Annotated in this window: 1 protein-coding gene; it reads left to right on the forward strand. The window is 37.9% G+C overall.

Going from position 1 to position 1,655, the window contains the following annotated elements:
- Positions 1 to 687: 687 nt before the first annotated feature.
- Complete coding sequence (locus J0X21_RS15475) at positions 688 to 1,296, forward strand: PBECR4 domain-containing protein (protein ID WP_206813120.1); 609 nt, start codon at positions 688 to 690, stop codon at positions 1,294 to 1,296.
- Positions 1,297 to 1,655 lie beyond the last annotated feature (359 nt).

Consider the following 1,655-nt stretch of genomic DNA (forward strand, 5'->3'; position numbering starts at 1 on the left):
CCCGTGAAGATGAGGAATTTACAAGGTTAATTGATGATCGTTTGGTTGAAGACGGTGTTTATCAAGGCGAACGCCTCAGCGATGAAGCATTCCGGGAACTCATACGGAAACAGTTTTTGCATGTCGTTGACATCAGGGACGAGGGGTTTCTGTAATCTCTTAATACGAGTCACTATTTGTCTAGGCGTCAAGTGGTTTGACGCTTACCTTTTAATAATATAGTTAATCTTATTAAACTAAATAAAAAGGTTTTGCTGTATTTTATACCCGAAAAGAAATTCTATACGCTTAATTCCATAACAGATATCGATGATTTGGTTTATAAAAGTGATGCTGCAATTAAAGATACTTGCTTTGACTTAATGAATAGTACCGAGCAAATGTTTTTTAACATCTAAAGATTACCAAAAATGACCAACTTTTTTATATACCTGTCATCTCATAACTATTGACACTGTCTAGGGAAAAAAGATAAAATAAAAATGTGGATAAAACCACCGGGGAGAAATCCCACACGCGAAAGGACAACCGCGTGTTCCGCTTGGGGACGGAAATTACCAAGAAGCGTCCTGGCCAGGGATAGTGAAACTGGCTTGTTGTCCCAAAAAATATTAAGTATTTTCACAATCAGAGTCTTAGCCACAACTGGTTAAGACTCAATTCGTTTTCCGGGAGAATTTATTTTTAATGTATACCAAAGAGCAGTTGCGGCAATTAACTGCCGCACCAAAAATTAGCGAAATATCTTTGCAATTATTGCAAGAATTCTACGATGAATACATTTGCTCCAATCGATTTTTTTATGAATTTAAGGGTGGCTTAGTAATAGAACTTGACTTTTATCCAGAAGGGTTGGCGCACTTATTAGGCATCCACCATGTACATGATCGATTCAAGGGAATTTCAGCTTATGACGAAATTAAGACCGGAAGACTGACGTTTGATGTTTTGAGAAGCACAAATAAGACTAAGTTCAAAAGCATCAAACATCGTCTTACCCATTTCCCATTTATTAGCCAACTCCTAGAGAATCCTTCGGTTATTAAGTTTGACGGAACCATCATTAAAGATTGTAAGATTAAATGCGAGTTCATTTTATACGACAATCATAACAACTCAATTGTTCACTTAGGGATTGAAAGTACAGGTGCACAGGCTATTTTTTACTCCAAAACCTTTATTATTGAGCTAAACAATGGGGATAAGTTCATTAAGGATCAGCAACAAATGGTTCTGGAGAAAATAAGAATAGAGCCGAAAAATCCGCCTGCTCAAACCTCACAGACTACTGCCTAAGCTTTTTGCTTACTGCTATTGCTTTATTTATTATAAGATTTACATTCTAGTTGCCGATGAGAGCGTTGGTAGTGCTGGCTCTTGCCCAAGTAAGTGTAAGGCCAAAGGGAGGCAGATTAAGGGGTTTGTGGATAGTGCCGCGCTATGGACAACCTGCAGCCGTAGCGGAAGTTGTCCACAGCACTTGGACAAGTCATTTTGAGCATGTAACAAAAGAACTTGACCACACTATCCACCCCTCATTCCGCAAGTTAATTTTTTACAAAAGGTATTTTATTCCATTTAAAGGAATTTGCCTATCTCGTGTCGAATGTTATCTCTAACATTTTTGTGGAGGTAACATGATGACCAATTCATTC

The sequence above is a fragment of the Paradesulfitobacterium ferrireducens genome (assembly GCF_017310645.1).
GTDB lineage: Bacteria > Bacillota > Desulfitobacteriia > Desulfitobacteriales > Desulfitobacteriaceae > Paradesulfitobacterium > Paradesulfitobacterium ferrireducens.

Excerpts from the sequence above, each read along its gene's own strand:
- J0X21_RS15475 (WP_206813120.1), top strand. The coding sequence starts at position 688 with ATGTATACCAAAGAGCAGTTGCGGCAATTAACTGCCGCACCAAAAATT.